The sequence below is a fragment of the Agromyces marinus genome (assembly GCF_021442325.1).
GTDB classification, from domain to species: Bacteria; Actinomycetota; Actinomycetes; order Actinomycetales; family Microbacteriaceae; genus Agromyces; species Agromyces marinus.
The window spans coordinates 1,287,153-1,306,162 of the sequence record NZ_CP087879.1; the positions used below are offsets into that span (position 1 = coordinate 1,287,153).

At 71.3% G+C, this 19,010-nt stretch carries 20 protein-coding genes; 19 read left to right on the plus strand and 1 reads right to left on the minus strand.

Features of this window, described 5'->3' with window-relative positions; genetic code table 11:
* The first annotated feature begins 1 nt into the window (after position 1).
* Entirely contained in the window at positions 2 to 778 is a 777-nt protein-coding gene (locus tag DSM26151_RS06055; protein WP_234661515.1) for a DNA-formamidopyrimidine glycosylase family protein, read from the plus strand.
* Positions 779 to 957: 179 nt separating this feature from the next.
* Here DSM26151_RS06055 and DSM26151_RS06060 read toward each other — a convergent pair whose 3' ends face one another.
* A complete protein-coding gene (locus tag DSM26151_RS06060) occupies positions 958 to 1,353 on the minus strand; it encodes a DUF1844 domain-containing protein (protein ID WP_407651017.1) in 396 nt (131 codons plus the stop codon).
* 265 nt (positions 1,354 to 1,618) lie between these two features.
* Between DSM26151_RS06060 and infC the strand changes: the two genes are divergently transcribed.
* The 18 genes from infC (at position 1,619) to DSM26151_RS06150 (ending at position 18,947) form a co-directional block, all read left to right on the plus strand.
* The gene (gene infC, locus DSM26151_RS06065) at positions 1,619 to 2,236 is read left to right on the plus strand and encodes a translation initiation factor IF-3 (protein WP_234661813.1); all 618 of its coding nucleotides are present in this window, start codon (positions 1,619 to 1,621) and stop codon (positions 2,234 to 2,236) included.
* A gap of 54 nt (positions 2,237 to 2,290) precedes the next feature.
* Complete coding sequence (rpmI, locus tag DSM26151_RS06070; RefSeq protein ID WP_234661516.1) at positions 2,291 to 2,485, plus strand: 50S ribosomal protein L35; 195 nt, start codon at positions 2,291 to 2,293, stop codon at positions 2,483 to 2,485.
* Between the two features lie 32 nt (positions 2,486 to 2,517).
* Positions 2,518 to 2,904 (plus strand): 50S ribosomal protein L20, encoded by a 387-nt coding sequence (gene rplT, locus DSM26151_RS06075; protein ID WP_234661517.1) that lies wholly within the window; start codon positions 2,518 to 2,520, stop codon positions 2,902 to 2,904.
* Between the two features lie 95 nt (positions 2,905 to 2,999).
* Positions 3,000 to 3,800, plus strand: a complete 801-nt coding sequence (locus DSM26151_RS06080; protein WP_234661518.1) for a TrmH family RNA methyltransferase — start codon at positions 3,000 to 3,002, stop codon at positions 3,798 to 3,800.
* A gap of 105 nt (positions 3,801 to 3,905) precedes the next feature.
* On the plus strand, positions 3,906 to 4,691 hold the full coding sequence (locus DSM26151_RS06085) for an amino acid ABC transporter ATP-binding protein (RefSeq protein ID WP_234661519.1): 786 nt from the start codon (positions 3,906 to 3,908) through the stop codon (positions 4,689 to 4,691).
* 59 nt (positions 4,692 to 4,750) lie between these two features.
* A complete protein-coding gene (locus tag DSM26151_RS06090; RefSeq protein ID WP_234661520.1) occupies positions 4,751 to 5,617 on the plus strand; it encodes a glutamate ABC transporter substrate-binding protein in 867 nt (288 codons plus the stop codon).
* Positions 5,618 to 5,700: 83 nt separating this feature from the next.
* Positions 5,701 to 6,348 carry an amino acid ABC transporter permease gene (locus DSM26151_RS06095; RefSeq protein ID WP_234661521.1) on the plus strand — a complete coding sequence of 216 codons (648 nt, stop codon included), beginning with the start codon at positions 5,701 to 5,703 and terminating at the stop codon, positions 6,346 to 6,348.
* A complete protein-coding gene (locus DSM26151_RS06100) occupies positions 6,345 to 7,250 on the plus strand; it encodes an amino acid ABC transporter permease (RefSeq protein WP_234661522.1) in 906 nt (301 codons plus the stop codon). Before DSM26151_RS06095 ends, DSM26151_RS06100 begins: the two co-directional genes overlap by 4 nt.
* Before the next feature lie 39 nt (positions 7,251 to 7,289).
* On the plus strand, positions 7,290 to 8,330 hold the full coding sequence (gene pheS / locus DSM26151_RS06105; RefSeq protein WP_234661523.1) for a phenylalanine--tRNA ligase subunit alpha: 1,041 nt from the start codon (positions 7,290 to 7,292) through the stop codon (positions 8,328 to 8,330).
* On the plus strand, positions 8,331 to 10,856 hold the full coding sequence (gene pheT / locus DSM26151_RS06110; RefSeq protein WP_234661524.1) for a phenylalanine--tRNA ligase subunit beta: 2,526 nt from the start codon (positions 8,331 to 8,333) through the stop codon (positions 10,854 to 10,856).
* A gap of 68 nt (positions 10,857 to 10,924) precedes the next feature.
* Complete coding sequence (locus DSM26151_RS06115; RefSeq protein WP_234661525.1) at positions 10,925 to 11,338, plus strand: DUF1801 domain-containing protein; 414 nt, start codon at positions 10,925 to 10,927, stop codon at positions 11,336 to 11,338.
* Between the two features lie 248 nt (positions 11,339 to 11,586).
* Positions 11,587 to 12,630, plus strand: coding sequence for an N-acetyl-gamma-glutamyl-phosphate reductase (argC, locus tag DSM26151_RS06120; RefSeq protein WP_234661526.1), 1,044 nt, complete (start codon positions 11,587 to 11,589; stop codon positions 12,628 to 12,630).
* Entirely contained in the window at positions 12,627 to 13,784 is a 1,158-nt protein-coding gene (argJ, locus tag DSM26151_RS06125) for a bifunctional glutamate N-acetyltransferase/amino-acid acetyltransferase ArgJ (RefSeq protein WP_234661527.1), read from the plus strand. Before argC ends, argJ begins: the two co-directional genes overlap by 4 nt.
* A gap of 16 nt (positions 13,785 to 13,800) precedes the next feature.
* Positions 13,801 to 14,742: an acetylglutamate kinase gene (gene argB, locus DSM26151_RS06130; RefSeq protein WP_234661814.1), complete on the plus strand. Its 942-nt coding sequence runs from the start codon at positions 13,801 to 13,803 to the stop codon at positions 14,740 to 14,742.
* A 35-nt stretch (positions 14,743 to 14,777) separates the two neighbouring features.
* Positions 14,778 to 15,935 carry an acetylornithine transaminase gene (locus DSM26151_RS06135; protein WP_234661815.1) on the plus strand — a complete coding sequence of 386 codons (1,158 nt, stop codon included), beginning with the start codon at positions 14,778 to 14,780 and terminating at the stop codon, positions 15,933 to 15,935.
* A gap of 35 nt (positions 15,936 to 15,970) precedes the next feature.
* Complete coding sequence (argF, locus tag DSM26151_RS06140; protein ID WP_234661528.1) at positions 15,971 to 16,900, plus strand: ornithine carbamoyltransferase; 930 nt, start codon at positions 15,971 to 15,973, stop codon at positions 16,898 to 16,900.
* On the plus strand, positions 16,900 to 18,330 hold the full coding sequence (argH, locus tag DSM26151_RS06145; RefSeq protein ID WP_234661529.1) for an argininosuccinate lyase: 1,431 nt from the start codon (positions 16,900 to 16,902) through the stop codon (positions 18,328 to 18,330). Before argF ends, argH begins: the two co-directional genes overlap by 1 nt.
* Positions 18,327 to 18,947 carry a DNA-3-methyladenine glycosylase gene (locus DSM26151_RS06150; RefSeq protein WP_234661530.1) on the plus strand — a complete coding sequence of 207 codons (621 nt, stop codon included), beginning with the start codon at positions 18,327 to 18,329 and terminating at the stop codon, positions 18,945 to 18,947. The genes argH and DSM26151_RS06150 overlap by 4 nt, the downstream gene beginning before the upstream one ends.
* The last annotated feature ends 63 nt before the right edge of the window (positions 18,948 to 19,010 follow it).

Consider the following 19,010-nt stretch of genomic DNA (forward strand, 5'->3'; position numbering starts at 1 on the left):
GATGCCCGAGGGAGACACGGTCTTCCGCGCCGCTCGACGACTCGACGCCGCGCTCGCCGGGTCGACGGTCGTGCGCAGCGACCTCCGCGTCCCGGCGTTCGCGACCGTGTCCTTCGCGGGCGAGGCGGTCGGCTCGGTCGGCAGCCGCGGGAAGCACCTGCTCATGCGCATCGGCGACCGGGTGCTGCACACGCACCTGAAGATGGAGGGGGAGTGGCGCGTGCTCCGGCCCGGTCAGCGGTGGCCGCGCCCGGCGCACCGCGCCCGGGCGATCCTCGAGACGACGGATGCCACGGCCATCGGGTTCGACCTCGGACTCGTCGAGGTCTTCCCCGCTGCCGAGGAGGACGAGCGGCTCGCCTACCTCGGGCCGGACCTGCTCGGCCCGGACTGGGACGGGGCCGAAGCCGTCCGTCGGCTCGCGGCCGCACCCCACGCGCAGATCGTGGTCGCCCTCGCCGACCAGCGCAACCTCGCCGGGCTCGGCAACGTGCTCGTGAACGAGGTGTGCTTCCTGCGCGGCATCCGCCCCGATCGTCCGGCCGGCGAGGTCGACCTCGCAGCGGCCGTCGACCTCGCCAGACGCGTCATCCATGCCAATCGGGACCGGGTCGAACGCACGACGACGGGCGACACTCGGCCGGGCCGGCGCCTGTGGGTGTACGGCCGGGCGGGCGAGTCGTGCCGCCGGTGCGGAGCGCGCATCGAGCACGGCAGGTACGGTCCGAACGCCGTGGAGCTCCGCGAGACCTACTGGTGCCCGAACTGCCAACGGTGAGCCGGGGCCGCCCCGCCGTGAACGTGCGGCATCTCCTCGTGCCGCGATTCAGGAGGATTCGCGCTCGCGTCGGCGTGTCGCGCACCGACACGCCGGCGAGCGGGGAATTCCTCCTGAATCGCGGGAGGGCGTGAGGGCGTGAAGGGGTGGGGGAGGGGACGCGCGGGAGCGCCCGAACCTCAGGTGACGGGGCCGGTGTACTTCTCGCCCGGGCCCTGCCCGATCGGGTCGGGGATCGCGGACGCCTCGCGGAACGCCAGTTGCAGCGAGCGCAGCCCGTCGCGCAGCGAGCGCGCGTGCATGTCGCTGATCTCGGGCGCGCCCGCGGTGATGAGCCCGGCGAGGGCGTTGATGAGCTTGCGGGCCTCGTCGAGGTCGGTCTGCGACTCGGGGTCGTCGGCCAGGCCGACCTTGACGGCTGCGGCGCTCATGAGGTGAACGGATGCCGTGGTGATGACCTCGACCGCGGGCACCTCGGAGATGTCGCGCGTGGCGTCGGCGACGCCCTGGTCGGTGCCGGATTCGGCATGGTCGTGCTCGGGCGCACGCGTGGACTCGGCCGGAATGTTGCTCACGGGGATCCTCTGCTAGACTACTGCGGGCTCCGGGGCCAGTCCCCGGTACGAAAGTGGAGAGACTCCCACCCGCGCATACCGCTTCAACAAGGTTACCGGGTCGTTCGCACTCCGCTTCCCCGCTCCGGCGGGGGAGTAGTCAGGGTGCCGCATGAGCCCGCGGTGAGATTCCGCGGGCGTCATCGCGTTGGATTTCCGCTCTCGTCGTCGGGCGGCATCCGTTTCCCGACGAGCTGGAACACCAGTTCGAGTAGAGGAGACACGCATCAGCGATCCGCGTACCAATGACCGTATCCGCGTCCCCGAGGTCCGCCTCGTGGGCCCTGGCGGAGAGCAGGTCGGCGTCGTGAAGATCGAGGTGGCACTGCGGCTCGCGCAGGAGGCCGACCTCGATCTCGTCGAAGTCGCGCCGAACTCCCGTCCGCCGGTCGTCAAGATCATGGACTACGGCAAGTACAAGTACGAGGCTGCGCAGAAGGCGAAGGAAGCCCGGCGCAACCAGGCGAACACGATCCTCAAGGAGGTTCGGTTCCGTCTCAAGATCGACAAGCACGACTACGAGACCAAGATGAAGCGCGCCGTCGGCTTCCTGAAGTCCGGCGACAAGGTCAAGGCCATGATCCTGTTCCGCGGTCGCGAGCAGTCGCGCCCCGAGATGGGCGTGCGCCTCCTGCAGCGCTTCGCGGAGGATGTCGCCGAGTTCGGCACCGTCGAGCACAACCCCACGATCGACGGCCGCAACATGGTCATGGTCATCGCCCCCCTCAAGAACAAGTCCGAGGCCAAGGCCGAGGCGAATGCACAGCGTGCTGCGGCCAAGCAGCGCCCGGCGGCGGATGCCACGGGCGACGGGTCGCAGACGGCCGAGGCCACCGAGGCCTAGGCCAGCACCACGTCCGCCACCGCGGTGGCGGCAGAACCAAGGAGAAGACGAGAGATGCCGAAGCAGAAGACCCACTCCGGGTCCAAGAAGCGCTTCAAGGTCACCGGCAGCGGCAAGATCAAGAAGCAGCAGGCCGGTATGCGCCACAACCTCGAGGTCAAGTCCTCGTCGCGCAAGGCCCGCCTGAACCAGGACAAGGTCGTGTCGGCCCCCGACGCCAAGGTCATCAAGAAGCTGCTCGGTCGCTGAGCGCGCCGAACCCGTAAGGAAGTAACAGAGCAATGGCAAGAGTCAAGCGCGCAGTCAACGCGCACAAGAAGCGTCGGGTCATCCTCGAGCGTGCCGAGGGCTACCGCGGTCAGCGGTCGCGCCTCTACCGCAAGGCGAAGGAGCAGGTCACCCACTCGCTCGTCTACTCGTACAACGACCGCCGCAAGAAGAAGGGCGACTTCCGTCGCCTCTGGATCCAGCGGATCAACGCGGCCGCCCGCCAGAACGGCATCACGTACAACCGCCTCATCCAGGGCCTCGGCCTCGCGGGCATCGAGGTCGACCGTCGCATCCTCGCCGAGCTCGCCGTGAACGAGCCCGCGGTCTTCGCCGGTCTCGTCGAGAGCGCCAAGCAGGCCCTCCCGAAGGACGTGAACGCTCCGAAGGACGCTGCGTAAGCCGGCATCCCGCGCCTGAACGGCCCGGCACCCGTGTGGGTGCCGGGCCGTTCGCGTTCCCGGCGCCCCGTGGCATCCCTCGGTAGGCTGGCCGTGTGCTCGAGAATCCGAGGTCGCCGCGCGTCCGTGCCGTCGCCAAGCTCGCGAAGAAGTCCGCGCGCCAGGAGACCGGCATGTTCCTGCTCGAGGGGCCGCAGGCGGTCGCCGAGGCGCTGACGTTCCGGCCCCAGCTGGTGGTCGAGCTGTACGCCACGCCCACCGCGGTCGAACGGTACTCCGACATCGGCGACACCGCGATCGACGCGGGCGTCGACCTCGAGTACGTCACCGAAGAGGTCCTCGACGCGATGGCCGACACGGTCACGCCGCAGGGCTTCGTCGCGGTGTGCCACCAGTTCCCGACCGCCGTGAAGGACGTGTTCGCCGCGAAGCCCACGCTGGTCGCCATCCTCGAGGAGGTGCGCGACCCGGGGAACGCGGGAACGATCGTGCGGGCAGCGGATGCCGCCGGTGCCGACGCCGTCGTCTTCACCGGCCGTGCGGTCGACCTGTACAACCCGAAGGTCGTGCGCTCGTCGACGGGGTCGATCTTCCACCTGCCGGTCGCGGTCGGCGCCGACCTCGAGGACGTGCTCGCACGCGCCCGCGAGGCGGGACTCACGGTGCTCGCAGCGGACGTCAAGGGCGACGACCTGCTCGAGGTCCGGCGCGAGGGGCTGCTCGCCGGGCCGACGGCCTGGCTCTTCGGAAACGAGGCGCGCGGGCTCCCGGACGACCAGCTCGCGATGGCCGACCGGACGGTCACCGTGCCGATCTACGGGCATGCCGAGTCGATGAACCTCGCGACCGCGGCGTCCGTGTGCCTCTACGAGAGCGCGTTCGCCCAGCGCGACTGATCGCGCGAGACGTCGGGGTCGGATCCGGTCGCCGACGTCACGGTTCGGTAAATCCCCCGTTCGGGCGGTGGCCGTCGACGCCCCGAGGGCCCTATTTTTGGGGGTATGCCCACCGACAGCGCCGCCCGCACGTCGAACATCTCGGTCCGTCGCGGTGAACCGCTCGTCGTGATCGACCACGTCGACAAGCACTTCGGCGAGCTCCACGTGCTCAACGACATCAACACCGTGGTCAACCGCGGCGAGGTCGTCGTCGTCATCGGGCCGTCGGGTTCGGGCAAGTCGACCCTGTGCCGGGCGATCAACCGGCTCGAGACCATCGACTCGGGCACGATCACGATCGACGGCAACGTGCTGCCGGAGGAGGGCGCGGCGCTCGCGAAGCTCCGGGCCGACGTCGGGATGGTCTTCCAGTCGTTCAACCTCTTCGCCCACAAGACGGTGCTCGAGAACGTCACCCTCGCGCCGATCCGGGTCAAGAAGACCTCCCGCAAGGAGGCCGACGCCAAGGCGATGGAGCTCCTGGAACGCGTGGGCGTCGCCAATCAGGCCAAGAAGATGCCGGCGCAGCTCTCGGGCGGGCAGCAGCAGCGTGTCGCGATCGCTCGCTCGCTCGCGATGAACCCGAAGCTGATCCTCATGGACGAGCCGACGAGCGCCCTCGACCCCGAGATGATCAACGAGGTCCTCGACGTCATGATCGGCCTCGCCGAGCAGGGCATGACGATGATCGTCGTCACGCACGAGATGGGCTTCGCCCGGAAGGCGGCCGACCGCGTGCTGTTCATGTCGGACGGCGCCATCGTCGAGGAGGCGACTCCGTCGGACTTCTTCGACAACCCCCAGACCGACCGCGCGAAGGACTTCCTTTCGAAGATCCTCGAGCACTGAGACCTCCGCGGCCACGAGCCGCGGAGAACCTGATCGAACCACGAGAGATGAGGCACGACATGAGACGCAACAGAATCGCCCTGGTCGCCGCCGCGGCCGCCACCGCGCTCCTGTTCAGCGCGTGCGCCAGCGACGGAGGCGACACCGCCGATGAGCCCACCGTCGAGGAGTCGCCGGAGTTCGAGGAGGGCACGACGATGGCCGAACTCGCCGAGGCGGGCTCGGTCACGGTCGGCACCAAGTTCGACCAGCCGCTGTTCGGCCTGGTCGGCCCGGACGGGATCCCCGTCGGCTTCGACGTCGAGATCGCGAAGATCATCGCGGGCGAGCTGGGCATCGCACCCGAGAACATCGAGTGGGTCGAGACGGTCTCGGCCAACCGGGAGCCGTTCATCGAGAACGGCCAGGTCGACTTCGTGGTCGCGACGTACACGATCAACGACGAGCGCAAGGAGGTCGTCGACTTCGCCGGGCCGTACTTCGAGGCCGGTCAGTCGATCCTCGTGCTCGCCGACAACGAGGACATCATGAGCGAGGACGACCTGGTCGGCCAGCCGGTGTGCTCGGTGAGCGGGTCGACGCCCGCGGCGAACCTGCGCGACCTGGGCGCCGAGGTCATCGAGACCGACACCTACAGCAACTGCCTCGAGCCGCTGCGCAGCGGTCAGGCCGTCGCGGTGTCGACCGACAACGTGATCCTCGCGGGTCTGGTGGACCAGAACCCCGGCGAGTTCAAGGTCGTCGGCGAGCCGTTCACGCAGGAGCCCTACGGCATCGGCGTGATGCTCGGTGACGACGACTTCCGGTCGTTCATCAACGACGTCCTCGAGCAGTCCTACGAGGACGGCTCGTACGAGGCGGCATGGGATGCGACCGCGGGCACGGTGCTCGAGTTCCGCGACCCGCCGGCCGTCGACCGGTACTGATCCGCACGTGAGGTCCGGGCGCCGCGGGCGCCCGGACCTCCCGGGTCGGTTCGTCCGGCCCGCCCCGTACAGGAAGGAAGCGCGTGGACGCCGTCATCGACAACCTCCCGTTCTACCTCGAGGGCTTCGGCATGACGCTGCTGCTGCTCGTGGTGTCCGGAATCGCGGCGCTCGTGATCGGCACGCTCATCGCGGCCATGCGCATCTCGCCCGTGCCGTCGCTGCGCTGGTTCGCGACGGGCTATACCGAGATCGTCCGGAACACCCCGCTCACGCTCGTCCTGTTCTTCTGCGCGTTCGTGCTCCCGGTGCTGGGCTCGCGACTCGACTACGCGACGGCCGCGATCATCGGCCTGTCGGTGTACACCTCGCCGTTCGTCGCCGAGGCGCTGCGCTCGGGTGTGAACGGCGTCCCGGTCGGCCAGGCCGAGGCCGCCCGCAGCGTCGGATTCGGCTTCTCGCAGACGGTGGGGCTCATCGTCCTGCCGCAGGCGTTCCGGATGACGATTCCGCCGCTGATCAACGTCTTCATCGCACTGACGAAGAACACCTCGGTCGCCGGCGGGTTCTTCGTGGTCGAGCTCTTCGCGGTCGGCCGCATCGTGGCGAACGCGCGCGGTGACCAGGTCATCGCGATCCTGCTCGCGGTCGCCACCTTCTACCTGCTCATCACCGTGCCGCTCGGTCTGCTCGCGGCGCGCCTCGAACGACGTTGGGTGGTGCAGCGATGACGAGCGTGCTCTTCGACGCGCCGGGCCCCGTGGCCCGCCGCAATTCCCTGATCGCGTCCGTCGTCGGCGCTGTCGCGATCCTCGCCGGCATCGCCTGGCTCTACTTCGTGCTGAACGCACCCCGCGGCGACCTCCCCGGCTACTTCGACCCGAGCCGGTGGGAGCCGTTCACCGAACCCCTGGTCTGGCAGCGCCTCATCACGGTCGGCGTGTGGGGCACGTTGAGCGCCGCGCTCACGGCATCCGTCTTCGCGATCGCCCTCGGCATCGTCTTCTCGCTCCTCCGCAGCGCCCAGACCGCCTGGATCCGCATCCCCACGGCGATCGTGCTCGAGTTCGTGCGCGGCATGCCCGTGCTGCTCATGATGCTGTTCATCCTGCTCGTGCTCAACACGGGCTCGTTCTGGGCGGTCGTGGCGGCGCTCACGCTGTACAACGGCGCGCTCATCGGCGAGGCGCTGCGCGCCGGGCTCGCAGCGCTGCCGAAGGGGCAACGCGAGGCGGGCCTCAGCCTCGGCATGCGGCCCATGCAGTCGAAGATGCTCATCGAGTTCCCGCAGGCGTTCCGGCAGATGCTGCCGATCATCATCGCCCAGCTCGTCGTACTGCTCAAGGACACCTCGCTCGGCTACATCGTCGGGTACGTCGAACTGCTCCGCGTCAGCATGAACCAGCTCGCGAGCTTCTACGGCAACTACTACCTGTTCTCGTTCTTCATCGTCGCGCTCGTGCTGTACCTCACGATGAACCTCACCCTGTCGTGGTTCGCGCGGTGGGTCGCACGGCGCACCCAGCGTCGTACCGGCATGAAGGCGCCGAACCCCGACGAGGAGAACGAGGAGCTGCTGCGGGCGAAGGCGATCGCGGAGTCGAAGCAGACACCGCAGGGCGGCATCCTGTAGGTCGGTGCGCGTCCGGCCGGACGACTAGACTCGACTCTCGTGTCCGAGCCCCTCCAGATCACCGAACCGGCCGTCGCCGCCGCGGTCGACGCGGCCCTCGTCGCGATCGCCTCAGCGAGCGACTCCGCTGCGCTCAAGGCCGTCCGAGCCGAGCACACCGGCGAGAAGTCGACCCTCGCACGACTGAACGCGTCGCTCCGCGACGTCCCGGGCGACCAGAAGGCCGCCCTCGGCAAGCTCGTGGGCGGTGCCCGCGGCCGGGTGAACCAGGCCTTCTCGGCCCGCGAGGCCGAGATCCTCGCGGCCGAGGCCGAGGCGCAGCTCGCCGCCGAGGCGGTGGATGTCACGGCGTTGCCGTCGCGGTTCAGCGCCGGGGCGCGGCATCCGCTCGCCCTGCTCGAAGACCGCGTGTGCGACGTCTTCACCGGCATGGGCTGGGAGATCGCCGAAGGTCCGGAGGTCGAGAGCGAGTGGTTCAACTTCGACGCGCTCAACTTCGACGCCGACCACCCGGCTCGGGCCATGCAGGACACGTTCTTCGTCGACCCGCCCGAGTCGCACCTCGTCATGCGCACGCACACGAGCCCGGTGCAGATCCGCTCGCTGCTCGAGCGCGAGGTTCCGGTCTACGTGCTGGCTCCCGGACGCGTCTACCGCACCGACGAGTTCGACGCGACCCACCTGCCGGTGTTCATGCAGTTCGAGGGCGTCGCGGTCGACAAGGGCCTGACCATGGCCCACCTCCGTGGAACCCTCGACCACTTCGTGAAGTCGATCTTCGGCGAGGAGGCGAAGGTGCGCCTGCGCCCGAGCTACTTCCCGTTCACCGAACCGTCGGCCGAGCTCGACTTCTGGCATCCGACCTTCAAGGACGGCCCGCGCTGGATCGAGTGGGGCGGGTGCGGCATGATGCACCCGAACGTGCTCCGCGCGGCCGGCATCGACCCCGAGGTCTACACGGGCTTCGCCTTCGGCATGGGCATCGAGCGAGGGCTCATGCTCCGCAACGGCGTCCAGGACATGCGCGACATGGCCGAGGGCGACATCCGCTTCTCACAGCAGTTCGGAATGGTGGTCTGAATGCGAGTGCCGCTCAGCTGGCTCGCCGAATACGTCGACCTCGCGCCGGGGGCCTCCCTCGAGGACGTCCATGCCGCGCTCGTGCGCGTCGGACTCGAAGAGGAGGACGTGCACACGTTCGACCTCCAGGGGCCGATCGTCGTGGGCGAGGTCCTCGAGTTCGTCGAGGAGCCGCAATCCAACGGCAAGACCATCCGCTGGTGCCAGGTGCGCGTCGCGCCCGACGGCGAGCAGGCCGCCGATGGCGGGGACGCCGTGCACGGCATCGTGTGCGGGGCGCGCAACTTCTTCGTGGGCGACAAGGTCGTGGTGACCCTTCCCGGCTCGGTGCTGCCCGGACCGTTCCCCATCGCGGCCCGCAAGACCTACGGGCACGTGTCCGACGGCATGATCGCGTCGGCGCGCGAGCTCGGCCTCGGCGAGGACCATGACGGCATCCTGCGCCTGTCGACGCTCGGCGTCGACGCGCCGGTCGGCACCGACGCGCTCGAGCTGCTCGGCCTGAACGACGCGGCCGTCGAGATCAACGTCACGCCCGACCGCGGCTACGCGTTCTCGATCCGCGGCGTGGCCCGTGAGTACGCGCACGCGACGGGCGCCGTCTACCGCGACCCCGCGGCGCAGCACGAGACGGCGGATGCCGCGGCCGACGCGTTCCCCGTCGAGGTCCGTGACGACGCCCCCATCCGGGGCCGTGTCGGCGCGAGCGTCTTCGCGACGCGCATCGTCCGCGGCATCGACGCGACCCGGCCCACGCCGGCGTGGATGGTCGCGCGCCTGAAGCTCGCCGGCATCCGCTCGCTGTCGCTGCCCGTCGATATCACGAACTACGTGATGCTCGAACTCGGGCAGCCGATCCACGGCTACGACCTCGACGCGCTGCAGGGCGGCATCGTGGTCCGTCGCGCGGCGGCGGGGGAGACCCTCGAGACGCTCGACGGCAAGGTCCGCACGCTCCACGCGGAAGACCTGCTGATCACCGACGATCGCGGCCCGATCGGGCTCGCGGGCGTCATGGGCGGCGCAGAGACCGAGATCGGCGACGAGACCGCCAACGTGCTCATCGAGGCGGCGAACTTCGATCCCGTCTCGATCGCGCGCACCGCTCGGCGGCACAAGCTTCCCAGCGAGGCGTCCAAGCGCTTCGAGCGGGGCGTCGACCCGGCGATCGCCGGGGCCGCGGCCGCGCGCGTCGCGCAGCTGCTCGTCGACCTCGCGGGCGGCACGGCGGATGCCGCGGGCGGCCTGCTGCACGACGCGCCGGCGCGCGAGGCGATCCACCTGCCCGACGGGTTCGTCTCGGAGCGGATCGGCGTCGAGTACACGGCCGACGAGGTCCATGACGCCCTCGCCGAGGTCGGCGGGGTCGTGACGCGGGTCGACGGCGGATTCGACGTCGTGCCGCCGTCGTGGCGGCCCGACCTGACCGCGAACGTCGATCTCGTCGAGGAGGTCGCGCGCCTGCTCGGGTACGACCGCATCCCGTCGGTGCTCCCCGTCGCCCCGCCGGGGCGCGGCCTCACTCGAGCGCAGCGGATCCGCCGCGGCGTGGCCGACGCGCTCGCGGCCGCGGGCTCGACCGAGGTGCTCGCGTTCCCGTTCACGACCGACGCCGACAACGCCCTGTACGGCTCGGCCGACGGTGCGCCGGTCGCGGGCGTCAGGCTCGCGAACGCGCTCGACGCGTCGGCGCCGTTCCTGCGGCGCTCGCTGCTGCCCGGGCTGGTCCAGGTCGCCCGGCGCAACCTCTCGCGCGGCTTCACCGACCTCGACGTGTACGAACTCGGGCTCGTGTTCCTGCCCGAGGCCGGCCGCACGTACGGCACCTCCGAGCTCCCGGTCGGCTGGAAGCGCCCGGCCGCCGAGGTGCTCGACACGCTGAACGAGGGCATTCCGGCGCAGCCGCGCCACGCGGCCGTGCTGCTCGTGGGCGACCGCGTCGCCAAGCAGCCTGGTGTCGCGGCCGAGGCGGTCGGCATCGCCGACGCGCTCGACGCGGTGCGGCGCATCGCGCGGGCCGCGGGCGCCGAGGTGGAGTTCGTGCAGGGATCGCACCAGGCGATGCACCCGGGGCGCACCGCCGAGGTCCGCGTCGCCGGGCAGTCCGTCGGGTTCGCGGGCGAACTGCACCCGAGGCTCACCGCCGACGCCGACCTGCCGCGCGTGGTCGCGGTCGCCGAGGTCGACCTCGACCGGATCATCGAGCTCGCGGACGAGGTCGTCGAGGCCGCTCCGATCGGCACGCTGCCGGCTGCGACGCAGGACCTCTCGCTCCTGGTCGACGCGGGCGTGCCAGCCGCGGCCGTCGCACAGGCCGTGCGCGAGGGTGCCGGCGAGTTGCTCGAGCACGTGCGACTCGTCGACGACTACCGCGGTGCGGGCGTTCCCGACGGGGCGAAGAGCCTGACGTTCGCCCTGCGCTTCCGTGCGTCCGACCGCACCCTGACCGCGGCCGAGGCGAGCGAGGCCAAGCTCGCGGGTGCCGCGCTCGCGGGCGAGCGCACCGGGGCCGTGATCCGCGACTGACCCGACACGCGGCGGGGCCGGCCGGCGAAGACCTCGCAGACGGGCCCCGACGGCGGTACCGTGTCGGCATGGCCGAAGCGAAGACCGTGCCGACCGGGGCGAGCGTGTCGGAGTTCCTCGATCGCGTCGAGCCCGCAGGGCGACGCGCCGACGGGTTCGAGTTGCGCGAGCTGTTCGACCGCGTGACGGACACCGACGCGGTGATGTGGGGGCCGTCGATCGTCGGCTACGGTCTGCACCACTACCGGTACGAGTCCGGCCGCGAGGGCGACTCGATGGTCGTCGGCTTCTCGCCTCGGAAGGCGTCGGTCTCGCTCTACGGGCTGCAGACCCCGGGCGCCGAGGAGCTCATCGACCGGCTCGGCAAGGTCAAGGTCGGGGCCGGATGCCTCTGGGTCGGCCGGCTCGAAACCATCGACCGTGCGGTGCTCGAGTCGCTGGTCGACCGGGCCTGGGTGCGCACGCGCGGCGACGACGTCTGAGCCGAGTCGTCCGTCGGCGGTCGGGACGCCTGCCCGGTTTGCCGTTCCTCGCGAGTGCCCGCTAGTCTCGCTGGCATGTCCACCTCGCGCCCCGCCGTCGACGCACCCGTCGCGCGCGCCGCGGCGCTGCGTGGCCGACGTCGTGTCGGGCGCCGAATCGAGGCGACCCCCGCGACGGCCTGAGTCCGCCGTCCCGGGCGTCGCCGGAGCCGCAGCCCCCCGACCGATCAGCCCTTAAGGTGGATCCCATGACGTTTACCGTCGCCGTCTCCGGCGCGTCCGGGTATGCGGGCGGCGAGTTGCTGCGCCTGCTCGCCGACCATCCCGATCTCGAGGTGCGCACGGTGACCGCGCACTCCAACGCGGGGCAACCGCTCACCGCGGTGCAACCGCATCTGCGCAGCTACACGCACCTCACCCTGAAGGAGACCACGGCTGAGACGCTCGCCGGCCACGACGTGGTCTTCCTCGCGCTGCCGCACGGCGCCTCCGGCGCGATCGCGGCGGAGCTGCCCGACGACACGCTCGTGATCGACTGCGGCGCCGACCACCGGTTGGAGGATGCGGGCGACTGGTCCGCGTTCTACGGCGGCGACTTCCACGGCGCCTGGGAGTACGGCGTCCCCGAGCTGCCGCGGCTCTCGGGCACGCAGCGCACCCGGCTCGCGGGAACGCGCCGCATCGCGGCGCCCGGCTGCAACGCCTCGACCGTCGCGATCTCGCTCGCCCCCGGCATCCGCGCGGGCGTCATCGAAGACGCCGACCTCGTCTCGGTCCTCGCGGTCGGACCGTCGGGTGCGGGCCGGGCACTGAAGGCCCACCTGCTCGGTTCCGAGATCCTGGGCTCGGCGAGCCCATATGCCGTCGGGGGCACGCACCGCCACATCCCCGAGATCCAGCAGGCGCTGCGCTGGGCCGGGGCCGCGGCGCCGACCATCTCGTTCACGCCGACGATCGTGCCCATGGCCCGCGGCATCCTCGCGACCTCGACCGCGAGGGTCGTACCCGGAACGAGCGCACGCGACGTGCGCGCCGCCTGGGAGGACGCGTACGCGAGCGAGCGCTTCGTGCAGCTCCTGCCGGAGGGGCAGTTCCCGCGGACGGCCGACGTTCTCGGCGCCAACACCGCGCTCCTCGGCCTCGCCGTCGACGAGGCGGCCGGCCGGGTCGTCGTGGTCGCTGCCGTCGACAACCTCGTCAAGGGCACCGCGGGCGCCGCGATCCAGTCGACGAACATCGCACTCGGCCTCGCCGAGGCGACCGGCCTTCCCGTGAACGGAGTCGCACCGTGACCGTCACCGCACCCGGCGGGTTCGACGCCGCCGGCATCGCCGCCGGCATCAAGCGCTCCGGCGCGCTCGACCTCGCGGTCGTGGTCAACCGCGGCCCGCTCGCGAACGCCGCGGCGGTCTTCACCACGAACCGCGCCAAGGCCAACCCGATCCTCTGGTCCGAGCAGGTCGTCCAGGACGGCACGGTCTCGGCGATCGTGCTGAACTCGGGCGGCGCGAACTGCTTCACGGGCCCCGAGGGGTTCCAGGTCACCCACCGGACGGCTGAGGCAGCGGCATCCGCTCTCGGCATCTCGGCCGGCGACGTGCTCGTCTGCTCGACCGGGCTCATCGGCGAGCAGCTCGACGGCGAGGTGCTCGAGGAGGGCGTGCTGTCGGCCGTGAACCGGCTCGCCGCGGACGCCACGGCCGGTGCCGATGCGGCCCGCGCCATCATGACGACCGACTCGCGACCCAAGACCGTCGAGGTCGTCGTCGACGGCTGGCGCATCGGCGGCATGGCCAAGGGCGCGGGCATGCTCGCCCCGGGACTGGCGACGATGCTCGTGGTGCTCACGACCGACGCGGTCGTCGACGCCGCCGGGCTCGATGCCGCACTGCGGAGCGCGACGCGCGTCAGCTTCGACCGGCTCGACTCCGACGGGTGCATGTCGACCAACGACCAGGTGACCCTCATGGCGTCGGGGGCGTCGGGCGTCGAGCCCGACCCCGAGACGTTCGCCGACGCGCTCGCGACCGCGTGCCGCGACCTCGCGTTGCAGCTGCAGGGCGACGCCGAGGGCGCGAGCCATGACATCGCGATCGAGGTGCGGGGCGCGGCGAGCGAGGACGACGCGGTCGAGGTGGGCCGCTCAGTGGCCCGCAACAACCTCTTCAAGGCGGCCATCTACGGCAACGACCCGAACTGGGGCCGCGTCCTCGCCGCGATCGGCACGACGCAGGCACCGTTCGACCCGTACCTCGTCGACGTCACGATGAACGGCGTCCGGGTCTGCCATGCGGGCCGACCCGATCGCCCGCGCGAGGACGTGGACCTCACGCCGCGCGCGACGCACGTCGTCGTCGAACTGCATGCGGGCGAGGCATCCGCGACGATCTGGACCAACGACCTCACGCACGAGTACGTGCACGAGAACAGCGCGTACTCGAGCTGACATGGACGAGGAGCAGATGACGCCCGAAGACGCCCGAGCGGATGCCGCCGACGCGACCCGCAAGGCCGGAACCCTGATCGAGGCGCTGCCCTGGCTCAAGCGCTTCCACGGCGAGACGATCGTCGTGAAGTTCGGCGGCAACGCGATGGTCAGCCCCGAACTGCAGCGCGCGTTCGCCGAGGACATGGTCTACCTCCGCTATGCGGGCATCCGGCCGGTCGTCGTGCACGGCGGCGGCCCGCAGATCTCGGCGATGCTCGACCGGCTCGGCATCGCGAGCGAGTTCCGCGGCGGCTACCGGGTCACGACCCCCGAGACGATGGACGTCGTGCGGATGGTGCTCTCCGGGCAGGTCACCCGCGAGCTCGTGAGCCTCATCAACGAGCACGGCCCGCTCGCGTCTGGCGTGTCCGGTGAGGATGCCGGGCTGTTCACCGGGCGTCGTCGCGGCGCGCTCGTCGACGGCGTCGAGGTCGACCTCGGCCAGGTCGGCGACGTCGTCGCGGTCGACCCGACCGCGGTCGTCGCGCACCTCGAGGCGGGACGCATCCCGGTCGTGTCCTCGATCGCGCCGGACCTCGATCAGCCCGGCCAGTCCCTCAACGTCAACGCCGACTCGGCGGCGGCCTCGCTCGCCGTCGCGCTCGGCGCGGCGAAGCTCGTGATCCTCACCGACGTGGCCGGCCTCTACCGCGACTGGCCGAACCGCGACTCGCTCGTGTCGATGATCGACGTGCCCGAACTGCAGTCGCTGCTGCCCTCGCTCGAATCCGGGATGATCCCGAAGATGACGGCGTGCCTCGACGCCGTCGCAGGCGGCGTGCCGAAGGCGGCGATCATCGACGGCCGTCTGCCGCACTCGATCCTGCTGGAGATCTTCACGCAGCAGGGCATCGGCACCGAGGTCGTCCCCGCTCCGGCGATGACGGCGACGGATGCCGCGGGGGAGCGCTCGTGAGCGGTGTCGACTGGCGCGAGCACTACTCGCGCCGCATGATGCGCACGCTCGGGATGCCGCTCGCGAAGCTGGAGCGCGGCGAGGGCGCCTGGGTCTTCGACGACGAGGGCACCCGCTACCTCGACTTCCTCGCGGGGATCGCGGTGAACTCGCTCGGCCACGCCCACCCCGTCTTCGTCGACGCCGTGTCGACGCAGGCGGCGAGGCTCGCGCACGTGTCGAACTACTTCGCGACCCAGCCCGCGCTCGATCTCGCCGACCGGCTGACCCGGCTCGCGGGTGCGGGCGAGCGGGGCCGCGTCTGGTTCGGCAACTCGGGCGCGGAGGCGAACGAGGCGGCGTTCAAGCTCGCACGGCTGAACAACTCCGGCGGGGCCCGGACCCGCGTGCTCGCACTCGTCGACGCGTTCCACGGGCGCACGATGGGCTCGCTCGCGCTGACCGGCAAGCCAGCGATGCGCGATGCGTTCGAGCCGTTGCCGGGCGGCGTCACGCACCTGCCCTCGACGATCGAGGCGCTCGAGGGCGCGCTCGACGACTCGGTCGCCGCCCTCGTCCTCGAACCCGTCAAGGGCGAGGCGGGTGTACTCGAACTGCCCGACGGCTACCTCCAGGCGGCCCGCGAGCTCACGCGACGACACGGCGCGCTGCTCATCATCGACGAGGTGCAGACCGGGGCCGGTCGCACGGGCGAGTGGTTCGCCTTCCAGCACGCCGGCATCGTGCCCGACGCGATCACGGTCGCCAAGGGCATCGGCGGCGGCATCCCGATCGGCGGCCTGATCACGTTCGACGGCGCATCCGAGCTGTACGCCAAGGGCCAGCACGGCTCGACCTTCGGCGGCAATCCGCTGGCGACCGCGGTCGCCGACGCCGTGCTCGCCGAGATCGAGCGCGCCGACCTCGTCGGCAACGCCGAGCGCCGCGGTGCCGAGCTCCGCGATCGCATCGACCGGATCGGGTCGCCGCTCGTCGCCGGCACGCGCGGACTGGGCCTGCTCGCGGGCGTCGCGCTCACCGAGCCCGTTGCGGCGCAGGTGTCGGCGGCCGCGCTCGAGGCCGGCCTCATCGTCAACGCCGCGAACGACTCCACGATCCGGCTCGCGCCGCCGCTCATCATCGGCGACACCGAACTCGACGTGTTCGAGGAGCGCTTCGCCGGCGCCCTCGCAACCGTCGCCGCGTCCCTCTGACCACCCCGTCCGCCGAAGCGCAGAACGGAGCACCCATGACCCGCCACTTCCTCCGGGACGATGACATCACGCCCGCCGAGCAGGCCGAGATCCTCGACCTCGCGGAACGCCTCAAGGCCGACCGCTGGTCCGAGACGCCGCTCGCCGGACCGCAGACCGTCGCCGTCATCTTCGACAAGTCCTCGACGCGCACGCGCGTCTCGTTCGCGGTCGGCATCGCCGACCTCGGCGGCTCGCCCCTGATCATCTCGACCGCCAACAGCCAGCTCGGCGGCAAGGAGACCCCGTCCGACACGGCACGCGTGCTCGAGCGGATGGTGTCGGCGATCGTCTGGCGCACCTACGCGCAGGCGGGCCTCGACGAGATGGCCTCCGGAACGAGCGTGCCCGTCGTCAACGCGCTCTCCGACGACTTCCACCCCTGCCAGCTGCTCGCCGACCTGCTCACGATCCGCGAGCACAAGGGCGACCTGGCCGGCCTCACGGTCACGTTCCTCGGCGACGGGGCATCGAACATGGCCCAGTCGTACGTGCTCGCCGGGGCGACCGCGGGCATGCACGTGCGGATCGCGTCGCCCGAGGAGTTCGCCCCCGCGGCATCCGTCGTCGCCGACGGCGACCGCATCGCGGCGGCGACCGGGGGATCGGTCACGCTGTACACCGACGCGGCCGAAGCCGCCGCGGGCGCCGACGTGATCGTCACCGACACGTGGGTGTCGATGGGCAAGGAGGACGAGAAGGCGCACCGCGTGGCGACGTTCGGCGGGTACAAGGTCGACGCCGAACTGATGTCGCTCGCGAAGCCCGACGCCGTGTTCATGCACTGCCTGCCCGCCGATCGCGGGTACGAGGTCGAGGCCGACGTCATCGACGGGGAGCAGTCGATCATCTGGGACGAAGCGGAGAACCGCCTGCACGCGCAGAAAGCGCTGCTCGTGTGGCTCCTGGCGCGGAAGGACGCGTGATGGCCGAGCAGCACGGAACCAACGAGGGCTCGCTCTGGGGCGCCCGGTTCGCCGGCGGTCCGTCTCCCGAACTGCAGCGGCTGTCGAAGTCGACCCATTTCGACTGGCAGCTCGCGGCGTACGACCTCGCCGGGTCGCGCGCGCACGCGCGCGCGCTCGCCGCGGCGGGCTACCTCGAGGCCGACGAGCTCACGCGCATGCTCGCGGGCATCGACGCGATCGAGGCGCGCGTGGTCACGGGCGAGCTCGTCGCGGCGGAGGGCGATGAAGACGTGCACGGCGCGCTCGAGGCGGCGCTCATCGCCGAGCTCGGGCCCGAGCTCGGCGGGAAGCTCCGCGCGGGCCGCAGCCGCAACGACCAGATCGCGACGCTCGTGCGCCTGTACCTGAAGGATCACGCCGCCACGATCGCGCGACAGCTCGTGCACCTGATCGACGCGCTCGCGGCGCAGGCCGAGGCGCACCGCACCGCGATCATGCCCGGACGAACCCACCTCCAGCACGCCCAGCCCGTGCTGCTCGCGCACCACCTGCTCGCGCACGCGTGGGCGCTCTCGCGCGACGTCGAGCGCCTCGTCGATTGGATGAAGCGCGCGGACGTCTCGCCGTACGGCGGCGGCGCCCTCGCGGGGTCGACGCTCGGCCTCGACGCGGCATCCGTCGCGCGCGACCTCGGGCTCGCGAGCCCGGCCGAGAACTCGATCGACGGCACCGCGAGCCGCGACGTCGTCGCGGAGTTCGCATTCGTCGCCGCGATGGTCGGCATCGACCTCTCCCGCATCTCGGAGGAGATCATCCTCTGGAACACGCGCGAGTTCGGCTTCGTCACGCTCGACGACGCGTACTCGACGGGCTCGTCGATCATGCCGCAGAAGAAGAACCCGGACATCGCCGAGCTCGCCCGCGGCAAGTCGGGTCGCCTGATCGGCAACCTCACGGGCCTGCTCGCGACGCTCAAGGCGCTGCCGCTGGCCTACAACCGCGACCTCCAGGAGGACAAGGAGCCCGTCTTCGACTCGGTCGAGACCCTCGAGGTGCTCCTGCCCGCGTTCACGGGCATGGTCGCGACGCTCACGTTCCACACCGAGCGGATGGCCGAGCTCGCGCCGGCCGGGTTCTCGCTCGCGACGGATGTCGCCGAGTGGCTCGTCAAGCGCAAGGTGCCGTTCCGCGACGCACACGAGATCACCGGCTCGCTCGTGCGGTACGCCGAGGAGCACGGGCTCGAGCTGCACGAGGTCGACGACGCGGCGCTCGCCGACGTCTCCTCCCACCTGGTCCCCGAGGTCCGCGAGGTGCTCACGATCGAGGGGTCGGTGGCCAGCCGCGACGGCATCGGGGGAACCGCTCCGGCGAGCGTCGGCGCGCAGTTCGCCGCGCTCGCCGACCGGGTGCGCCACCTGGTGCAGTCGCTTCCCGGAGCGGATTGAGCGACTCGGGTCTGGTCGCACCCGGACGCGAGTGGTTCGCGCGCGACCCCGTCGAACTCGCTCCGAGGCTGCTGGGCGCCGTGCTGGGGTACGACGCTCCGGATGGGCGCGTCGCCGTCAGGGTCGTCGAGGTCGAGGCGTACCGGGGCGTCGGCGTCGACCCCGGCTCGCACGCGTTCCGGGGTCGGACCCGCCGCAACGAGGTCATGTTCGGCGAGGGCGGGCACCTGTACGCCTACTTCACGTACGGCATGCACGTGTGCCTGAACGTCGTCGCGGATGCGACCGGGACCTCCGGGGGAGTGCTGCTGCGCGGCGGCGCGATCGTCGACGGCCTCGGGCTCGCCCGCGCACGACGCCCGGGCGCGTCGGACGGGGATCTGGCGCGTGGGCCGGCGCGCCTGGCGAAGGCCCTCGGGGTGCCGCTCGCGGCGAACGGGTCGGACCTGCTCGCGCCGCCGTTCTCGTTGCGGGTGCCCCGCTCGCCGCTCGAGCACGCGTCGGGCCCGCGCACCGGGATCAGCGGCGCCGGCGGCGCGAGCTCGTTCCCGTGGCGGTTCTGGCTCCCGGGCGAGTCGGGGGTGTCGCCGTACCGGCGGCATCCCAAGTCGCACTGACGGCGCACCGACCGGCGCACTGACGGTGCACGGACCGGTGCACCGACGGGAGGGGCGACGCCC